The following is a 9201-nucleotide window of genomic DNA, read 5'->3' as shown; positions in this document are numbered from 1 at the left end:
AACTGTTTGTCATAGTGCTTTGCCATAATGAGATCCTCCTTCAGTGCGGTACCTACATTGTACCATGAAATATTAGATTAGGAATTCTCATTTTGACTTGTACTATTTATATTCTAGCACCAATACAATCTTATTTCGTCACTTTTAACTTCTTTTATAGGTTCTATAAAAAATAGTTTTTCAGCCTCAATATAGTTCATTATTATTCGCTTTTCTTCTGACAGTGTCTTTCGTCCGTAATATACATTCCACTGTTTCTTTTGAGCAAATTGTAATATCGGCAAAATAAATTTCTCAAAGTCTATCGCATAATAAGATTCTGTTATCCAAATACTATCGCATTTTTCGGACACTTTACATATATCATCTTTCACACATATTATTGTATCCTTCACAAATACTTCGTCACCAGTCCATCCCCATCCACTTAATGACAATACATCCTCTATAGAATCATTTAATCTATCACTTGCTAATTCTAAACTTCTTCTTATGTACCGATCATACGGAAATATCAAAAAATGTTTCATTATGCACCTCATTTCGTATATTATCTTTGATATACAAAGATATATCTTTTCTTATTTTTATACCAAACATCAATCGGATAAGTTAGCACATGACATAAGCAAGTGATACTCATAGTTAAACCAATCCGATTTAAAATACGTCACATTACGAAAGATCTGCTAATAAGCACAATAACTTTTCTGTTGTAATCTAACTCAACGGTTTCACTTAGTCGAGAGAAAGAGGTTGACTAAAGCCATATTTTTGTAGCACTGTATAGTCCTTACACATACTTTCGATTCCATTTCTTATATCTTTACATTTTCCCAACAGCATTCTTCTCATCTCTTCTTTTTCCCCGTTACAAAAACGAATACAACTACTACACTCCGAATACGCCCAACACTCCTTACATTCATCTTCTGTTATTCTTTCAATATTCAATAGTGCATCCATTTTCTTTATATCAAATCCATCCTCAATATTTCCTATCTGTGCATAATCCGATATTTCACATACCTTTTCACAGGGAAGGAATGTACCATCTACTGTCACAAATAATCGCATTATTCCTGGCAAACATGGTCCACCTCTATGCCATTCACTAGGTACTTCTTCTCTCACAGCTCGTTCTAAATCACTACGAGTATCACATAAATGCTCAATATACGATCTCATCAGCAATGATTCCTTTTCTTTAGGCAAATACCCAAGCTCTGCTAAAAAAGTTTTAAATAGTTCATATTGCTGTTCCTCTAAAAATTGTTCCGATACTTGCGTTTTTGTTTTAGAGTACGAATCACTAACTGTTGCCGATGAAATGGACAAATTTTTAAATATTTCATTCCCAGAGAAAAAAGAATCAATACTCGCATATCCTCTTTCCGGTACCAACACTGTATTAATCCGAACATTTCTTTCAAAATAATCGTTATCAATTTCTTTGATTTTCTTTAGATTATTCATAACCAACTCAAATGTTCCCCTACTTCCATCCCCAAATCTTCTACTTGAATCCTGAATATCTTTAGGTCCATCTAAGCTCACTGTAATCAAAAAATTTTTTAAAATAAAATATCGAATAACTTCATCATTTAATAACGTAGCATTTGTTGTAGTTGAATATTCTATCTTTTTACCTTTCAAAGTACTTTCTGCATATTCCACGCATTTTTTTATTAAAGAGAATTCTAATAAAGGTTCTCCTCCATAAAAACCTATAATTACTCTTTCCTGATTTCTTGAATGCAATTTCAAAAAATCAATTGACTTTTTCGCCATTTCAAAAGACATTCTCTTATTATTATGCATACGAGTATCGTAACCGCCTGAATATACGCAGTAATTACACCGAAGATTGCAATTCTGTGTCACCTGTAAAATCAATTGCCCTATTTTTGATTCTGCATAGAAAGGCAACAACTCCGTCACCGGATGTTTTGTCTGTTCAACATGTTTTTCTTTCAAGTACCCACGCATTTTTAAAGAACTAATCCTTGATTGTATTTGTTCAGAAGATTCGTTTTCTCCTACTTCCAAATATCTATATATTTGATGATCCACTTCAACAATTTCATTAGTATTTACATCATAAAAATAAAATCCTAAAGGTGTTCTAAATAAATGTATAAATGGTTTGTTGTTCATACAAGCCCCCCTATCCCGCATAAATATTTAGTTGTAATTAATTGTTTTAATCTATATTTTCTAATTATTATTATATTCTTCTAAGTTTATCTTTCAATATATTGGCCATAACAGTGCGATTGTAAACGTCAATGAAAAAGTTTACCACCCACTAACGAAAAAGTTTACCACTCCGCTAGCGAATTAGTTTACCAGTTGCTACTGAAATTGTTTACCACTTTAGTTCTAATATATGGGAATGCCCGTGGTACAGACATTCCCAGGTTGGCTTAACCGTAGAGTTCGTTTGATACATCCTCATAAGCTTCAGTCATTAAATCATAGTCTTTCTGTAATTCACTGACTGTATGCTCCAAATGCCAAATGTCTTCAATGAGACGGTTATACTCATAGATGATTTCTTCTCTGTTAAGAGAACACTCTGTATCAAGAAAGCGGTACTTAGACATTTTTCTTAGCCCCCTTTCTTCCTTTGTCGATAACAGCTGCATGCTCATCACGATAAGGATTGTCAGAGTTCATATTTAATACATGAGACATAAAGGTGAGTCTGCCAACTAAGGCTGCCACCATAGTCTTGTTTTCAAACATGCTTGTCCAATCAGAGAACTTAAGGTTTGTAGAAACGATAACACTCTGACGTTCTGCTCTGTCTGAAATGATCTTAAACAGAAGCTCCGACTGATGCAGGTTAAATGTAAGATAACTAAGCTCATCAATAATTAAAAGGTCAGCCTTTTCAAGCTGTTTCTCCAGACGCATCAGGCTTTTATTATCTTGTGCTTCTATAAGAGAGTTGGCTAGGTTAGCTGCAGTAAAGAAACGAACCTTCATACCGAGCTTGCAGGCATTAATTCCAAGAGCTATTGATAAATGTGTTTTACCGGTGCCGGGATTGCCTATCATAACGATGTTCTTGCGTTGCTTTATAAAATCACAGGTAGCAAGTTCATTCATATATGCTTCATCGATGTGCTCAAATCTGCTAAGATCTAGCTCATCGTATGTTTTTAGATAAGGAAATTTAGCAGCTTTAACAGCTCTATTCCTGGTGGCAGCCTGTCTGGCGTCATACTCATTTTTCATGACTTCAAGAAGGAAGTCTCCATAACCGGCTTTCTTATCAAGCTGCCTTACGATTTCCTCATAATTCCTAAATGTAGGTACCTTGAGGAGCTTTGCATAGAAATCAATGGATTCATTAATAAGCGTATTCATCAGCTCACCCCACATTTCTCATCGAATTTAGTGAGATCAGATGAATTGACATCGATGTCGCCACTTATCATTACTACATTGGTTTCTGGCTTTATATGTAGCTGACTACGTATGATATCAACGGTAGGAACTACACCTATTGGCAGAGAGTACTTGGCTTCAAGCACCTTCTCTTCACCGTAGTCTACACACAGACGCAGGAGTTTTACCATTTCTGCATTACCACCTGGAAGCTGTTTTCCCCAGTCGATTAATTCCTCTGCGACAGTTTCCCTTACAGGTTTAGCTTGGAATACACATCTTGGTTTACGCTCAAGTAAATCAATGTAATGTTCCAGACGATAAGCTGTTTTACCGCTACCATAGAGGCGGTCAAAGGTTGCAATCAGCTTGCCACGATAGAGTATAAGCACCTTGTCCGCGTAGCCTTTAACAGTAACAGTCTTTCGAAGGTATTTAATAGGCACAGAATAGTTATTCTTCTCAAATCTGACGGTAGAATAATCACCAACATCTGGTGTAGCTGTTCTGCTGGTATCATAGCGATAAGCAGGAATTGCGTGCAGGTAAGTCTTTTCAATACAATAAGCTTCTCGAACTGTATTTTCATGACTGGCAATCTTATGCTTATCTCTGTATGCAAGGCATTTTGTAAGCAGGTGCTCGTTAAGTTCTTCGATGCTCTTTGCTCGTGGAACTGGCACCATGAAATTCCTTCGGGAATAACCTACAAGATTTTCAACCAGGCCTTTTTCATTACCGCTGGCAATGTTACAAAAGTCAGTTTTAAAAGCGTAGTGGGCTGCAAAGGCTCTATATCCATCAGTGGCTACTGCATGTTTGCCAAAGCCTTCTTTAACAGCGACTTTTGCATTATCAAAGATTAGCCTGTTAGGAATGCCTCCAAAGTAATCAAACATTCTTTGCTGAGCTTCCAAAAATGCTTCAAGGTTTTGAGTTCGGAATAGCTGGACGAATATATCACAGCTATAGCATAAGCGTCCACAGAAGCTGTAGAGCTTGGTTCTTACACCATCTAGATATACAGTGCATTCGCCCCAATCTATCTGAATGGCATCGCCTGGATCATACTCAAGAGGCATATCAGCCTGAGCTGGAACATCCAGTTCTTTTTGAAGGTCATTAACAGCCTTACGTATGGTGGATTCACCACCAGTGAAACCCTGTTCTTCAACAAGCCTGTCATAGATACGTTTTGCAGTATGCTGTTGCTTTTTAAGACCTTCAGCTTCATCCTCCTTGAAACAACCGAGGATAAATTGTTCAACATCATCTGTAACGATGGTGTTGTCCCTGTGGTATTCCTTGCGTATACCAGGGATTGTGTCACCACTACAATACTTTTTGACAGTCTGTCTTGAGATTCCCAAAGTACGGGCAATCCAGCGAATAGACTTGCCATCATTGTAGTAAGACCTGATTTTGTAGTACATGTCCATTTCTACTATCACACCTTTCATCTCCTTTACGATTTATTAGGACTTAAAAATCATAAAGGTTTATTCCAAGGTGGTAAACTAATTCGATAGCGAAATGGCTAAAAGTGGTCAACTTTTATAATAGCGTTTACATGCGATTTTAGGCCATCACTTTTTATATTATCAAAATATTTGATTCTATTCATGAAGATGAGTGTTATTTACCTTTATTTCTTCTATTTTCCCATCTACTATATGAATGATTTTTGTGGCATATATTTCCAACGAGGGATCATGGGTAACCATAATTATAGTTTTTCCTTCTATATACTTCTTTTTCAATAATTCCATAACAATTCTACTATTATTTGAGTCTAAATTTCCTGTTGGCTCATCAGCAAGAATTATTTTGGGATTGTTTATTAATGCTCTGGCAATAGCTACTCTTTGTTTCTCTCCACCAGATAATTGCGACGGCCTGCTATGAACCTTATCACCTAATCCCACTACTTTAAGTAACTCTTCTGCACGTTTATTTCTTTCTTTTTTCCGTTCACCAGCATATCCTGCCGGAACACACACATTTTCCACAATATTTAATTCATCTATCAAATAAAATGATTGAAATACATATCCAAACATCTTATTTCTAAGCTCCGCATGTGCATTATCATTCATATCTGTAATGTTTTCCCCATTTAAAATGTAGTTACCTCCTGTCGCTCTATCAATTAATCCTAAAATATTAAGTAGTGTAGTTTTTCCAGATCCTGATGTTCCGGAGATAATCACAAACTCTCCATCTTGTATTTCTAAATTCACATGATGCAATACATCATGTGAATTTTCTTTATTTATGTACGTCTTACATATATCTGATAATTTAATCATTCTACCCCTCTACTTTTCTGTCTGTACCAGCAAACTGTAAATTGTATTGTTTCGGATTTTAACAATTAATAAACTACTTAAAAACAAGATAAGTGAAAATAAAGCTAATATAATACTTACCAGCATTTTTATACTCACCTGCACTGGCAGACCAAAATCCACAGTTTTTGTTATTACATTTCCAATAAGCATACCAGCCAAACCACCTACAATGCATATTCCCGAAATTTCTATTATGATTTCCTTTTCAAGATCTCGCAATTTTGCTCCACATGCAGCACATATTGCAAGTTCTTTTTTCCTCTTATAAAAAAACAATTGCATAACACCAGTAAACCCTATTGTCATCACAAACATTAAAATCATTGCAACTTTTCCAAAATATCCCGGCACCATCGCTAGATACTCTACCGTATACTGTTTTTGAAAAGATTCATTGATAAAATAAAAACTATAAGCTTGTTCATATTTATCTTGCAAGTAATTCAAAATCTTTTCTATCATTTCTTGAGAAGCAACATCTTTACCAATCAAAACACCTGAATAAACACATTCTCCTTCTTCTGATTTAAATAATTCTTCCATCGGAAACACTTTATACGTTTTCTTATCATATTGAGATGCATGATTAGTAAATATGTAGTCATTTTCATGCGCCTTATTTCCAGAAAATACAACTTTATGTATGATTGTTATACATTCGATTTTATTTCCAACCAGTCTGTCCAACTCCAAGACATCCTCTTCATCCATTTCAAAAGGAGTCGATATATTTTCTTTGGGTTCTGCCTGTAAAACCACTTCTTTTCGTTGTAATTCCGATTCAATTTTTTGCTTCTCCTGCTGTCCAAAAAAATAGTAATTTAATGCAAGCGTAATAAATACAACTCCTATGCATATTTCCAACAACAGAAGTAAGTAAATTCCTAAATGATACTGATATTTCTTTAGTACTTTAAAAAATATATATTTCAATATTACTCACCTTCTTTTTGTAGTAACAAATATATAGGTTGTTTCATAAAGTTGTGTGTAAGTAAAATACTTAGAATAAAACAAAACGCAACAGAAATTCCTGCAATTCCCAGTATACTGACAAGATCATACGTAATCTCCTGTGCAAGATTCATGTATTTTATAATACTTTGAAATGTAACAATTAATAAGACCATAGCCATACACATATCATGAATACATTCTTTCATAAACAGAAAATATACATCCACCTTTTTTGCGCCTACAGCTCTCCTTATCGCATATTGTTCTTTTTTCCGGTTCATCATACCTAATAACAAAACGAATATATTTATTATCGAGAATACAGATACCCCTATACCGCCTGCCACTCTTGACCAGATCATTTTTTTCACAAATAATCTGCTTTCTTTTTTCCCTTCCGTCAGATTCCGTTCCGTTACTTCCTTTCCTTTTAAAATCTCCTGAAATCTCACACTAATCTGTTCTTTTACTTTCGCATCAATGTTTTCGTTAATGAGAATCTCCTGCTGCATAAATTGATCAGGATAAATCAACGGATACATTTCATAAGGCACATACATTATGTTTCTCCCAAATTCCCGACTTATACCTATAATCCGAAAACTTGTTTGATACATTCTGATTTTATCATTTATTGCTAATGATGCAGCATTAGCAACACTGTCCGAAATAACACAAACCGGTTTTCCTTCAAATAATTCGTTAGCATTAAAAAATCTTCCTTTCAGCATGCTTTTCCCATAAAAAGAAAATATTGCTCCTCCACATCCTTTTATTGTAGTATCTTTCTCAACAGAAATACCCGGAATAATCTCATCCCGACGGAATTCATAGGCAACATTATCAGTCTCTATCTGTTCTATCTCTTTTCGTTGTTGCAAACTGATAGTTTCTCCATAATATAATAATCCCTTTCCTTGTTCTAAATCTTGTGAATATACATTTTTTAACTGTTCATAAAAACACCTTGCATTAGAAAGACAATATGCAGGAAGCAATAGTGAAAGATAAAATGATATAATTATAATTTTCCTTTTCCATAACATCTCGATATAATGACCACTTTTCATATCAATCATCCTACTTTTTTCTCATACAAAATATTTCACCTGTAGATGGATTACTTATCCAAACTGCTTCTTCTCCCTGAACAGCCAGATAATTTCTAAGATCCGCTTTCTGTTTCCATTCATCAAACTTTGCGACTTGCTTTTCGTATTCTCCATCCTTGCCAAATATATATACTTTTAACAACTTATTAGAATTCAATACTATACTATCTTCTGTTACAACAAATGCATTTATAACCAACCCTTCTGGTAATTCACATAATGGATACATTTTATCTTTTTTTATCTGAAACAAATTGTTTTTACCAGCAATTACAGTCATAATCTTTTCATTAGGATCAACCGCGATATTTCCTCTATTTACAGCATATATTTTTCCGTCCCTGCCATAAAGTGAACCATAATAGTTTTCCTCGATCCTCACCATTTCCCCATTCTTCCATTTATCAATACTTCTTGAAGTTAGTGAATCTCCACACAAATAAATAGTATCTTCAGATTCTACTGCAATATTTTCATAAACAATAGAGGGATCACTCTCATTTTCAGTTTTAATTTCTTTCACAAATTGAAAATTTTCATCTAAAACCTGAACTCTTTTGTTTCCTGAATCTATTATATAAATCATATTTCCAAAAGCCGCTATTCCTGTAGGGTTCATAAACTCTACTTTACCATTACCCATAGTACCTATACATTTCAACATATTACCCTCATAATCTGAACATACTATTTGGCTGCTATCCTTATCTACGACTAACAGATCTTTTTCCCTGCACAAAATTCCGGCTGGTGAAATTATCTCTATATCCTTTATCGTCCAAGCTATTTTTTCATAGTCTTTATTATTGTCGGACAATAAATCATTATCATATTTTATTTCACTTCCTCCATCCTCAAGCATTAAAACGGGAAATAAATCTTTTTTTGTATCTTCTACCAAACTCTTATATTCTTTTTCTATCTTTTTTTCAGAACTGCATCCCATCATATTCACACTTAGAATTAACATACAAATAACTAATATTTTTTTCATAATCTCGCCACCTCATATATTCTTTTGGATAACAAAAGATCAATAATCAATTTATGGAATGTCCTAAGACATTCCATAGTCATTTAACAGCAACCCGGCTTTATTTTTGTATACGGCTGTTTCTCATATCCTGTAGAATTGCAAGTTCGATCCCGATAACCTTTCAGATATTTTGTATGCAAAATTGCACCAGGACCACATAATGGATCTGTACAAGATGTACTTGTTTGATGGAATACCCAAGATGTACAATTATCCATTGGCTGTATTGCTCCCTCTCCGCTCGCCGCAAATACGGTCATTCCGTTTACAAGCAATAACATTGCAAACATTGTTGCTACTACTTTTTTCTTCATAGTGTTTACCTCCTTTGCTTTTATGGTATATTTAC

Annotated in this window: 10 protein-coding genes; all 10 read right to left on the bottom strand. The window is 34.4% G+C overall.

The window, feature by feature from the left end; translation table 11 throughout:
* Positions 1-113: 113 nt before the first annotated feature.
* The gene (locus tag ABE613_RS06580) at positions 114-530 is read right to left on the bottom strand and encodes a hypothetical protein (RefSeq protein WP_347375987.1); all 417 of its coding nucleotides are present in this window, start codon (positions 528-530) and stop codon (positions 114-116) included.
* A 208-nt stretch (positions 531-738) separates the two neighbouring features.
* Positions 739-2157, bottom strand: coding sequence for a Cys-rich peptide radical SAM maturase CcpM (gene ccpM / locus ABE613_RS06575; RefSeq protein ID WP_195761411.1), 1419 nt, complete (start codon positions 2155-2157; stop codon positions 739-741).
* 269 nt (positions 2158-2426) lie between these two features.
* Entirely contained in the window at positions 2427-2606 is a 180-nt protein-coding gene (locus ABE613_RS06570) for a hypothetical protein (RefSeq protein WP_154322947.1), read from the bottom strand.
* Positions 2599-3375, bottom strand: a complete 777-nt coding sequence (gene istB, locus ABE613_RS06565) for an IS21-like element helper ATPase IstB (RefSeq protein WP_154322948.1) — start codon at positions 3373-3375, stop codon at positions 2599-2601. Before istB ends, ABE613_RS06570 begins: the two co-directional genes overlap by 8 nt.
* Positions 3375-4847: an IS21 family transposase gene (istA, locus tag ABE613_RS06560; RefSeq protein ID WP_154322949.1), complete on the bottom strand. Its 1473-nt coding sequence runs from the start codon at positions 4845-4847 to the stop codon at positions 3375-3377. The genes istB and istA overlap by 1 nt, the downstream gene beginning before the upstream one ends.
* Before the next feature lie 165 nt (positions 4848-5012).
* The gene (locus ABE613_RS06555) at positions 5013-5705 is read right to left on the bottom strand and encodes an ABC transporter ATP-binding protein (RefSeq protein ID WP_154322950.1); all 693 of its coding nucleotides are present in this window, start codon (positions 5703-5705) and stop codon (positions 5013-5015) included.
* Positions 5706-5714: 9 nt separating this feature from the next.
* Positions 5715-6680: an FtsX-like permease family protein gene (locus tag ABE613_RS06550; protein WP_154322951.1), complete on the bottom strand. Its 966-nt coding sequence runs from the start codon at positions 6678-6680 to the stop codon at positions 5715-5717.
* Between the two features lie 2 nt (positions 6681-6682).
* Positions 6683-7750 carry an ABC transporter permease gene (locus tag ABE613_RS06545; RefSeq protein ID WP_347375991.1) on the bottom strand — a complete coding sequence of 356 codons (1068 nt, stop codon included), beginning with the start codon at positions 7748-7750 and terminating at the stop codon, positions 6683-6685.
* A gap of 34 nt (positions 7751-7784) precedes the next feature.
* A complete protein-coding gene (locus ABE613_RS06540; protein ID WP_195761412.1) occupies positions 7785-8810 on the bottom strand; it encodes a 6-bladed beta-propeller in 1026 nt (341 codons plus the stop codon).
* Positions 8811-8893: 83 nt separating this feature from the next.
* Positions 8894-9166, bottom strand: a complete 273-nt coding sequence (locus ABE613_RS06535; protein WP_154322955.1) for a hypothetical protein — start codon at positions 9164-9166, stop codon at positions 8894-8896.
* Between the last annotated feature and the right edge of the window lie 35 nt (positions 9167-9201).

It is taken from the genome of Dorea chungnamensis (assembly GCF_039832125.1).
Lineage (GTDB): Bacteria > Bacillota > Clostridia > Lachnospirales > Lachnospiraceae > JAFBIX01.
The sequence above is the reverse complement of the archived record's forward strand: the minus strand, read 5'-3'. Positions and strand labels throughout refer to the sequence as shown.

Excerpts from the sequence above, each read along its gene's own strand:
- ABE613_RS06580 (WP_347375987.1), bottom strand. The coding sequence starts at position 530 with ATGAAACATTTTTTGATATTTCCGTATGATCGGTACATAAGAAGAAGT.
- ccpM (WP_195761411.1), bottom strand. The coding sequence starts at position 2,157 with ATGAACAACAAACCATTTATACATTTATTTAGAACACCTTTAGGATTT.
- ABE613_RS06570 (WP_154322947.1), bottom strand. The coding sequence starts at position 2,606 with ATGTCTAAGTACCGCTTTCTTGATACAGAGTGTTCTCTTAACAGAGAA.
- istB (WP_154322948.1), bottom strand. The coding sequence starts at position 3,375 with ATGAATACGCTTATTAATGAATCCATTGATTTCTATGCAAAGCTCCTC.
- ABE613_RS06555 (WP_154322950.1), bottom strand. The coding sequence starts at position 5,705 with ATGATTAAATTATCAGATATATGTAAGACGTACATAAATAAAGAAAAT.
- ABE613_RS06545 (WP_347375991.1), bottom strand. The coding sequence starts at position 7,750 with ATGTTATGGAAAAGGAAAATTATAATTATATCATTTTATCTTTCACTA.
- ABE613_RS06540 (WP_195761412.1), bottom strand. The coding sequence starts at position 8,810 with ATGAAAAAAATATTAGTTATTTGTATGTTAATTCTAAGTGTGAATATG.
- ABE613_RS06535 (WP_154322955.1), bottom strand. The coding sequence starts at position 9,166 with ATGAAGAAAAAAGTAGTAGCAACAATGTTTGCAATGTTATTGCTTGTA.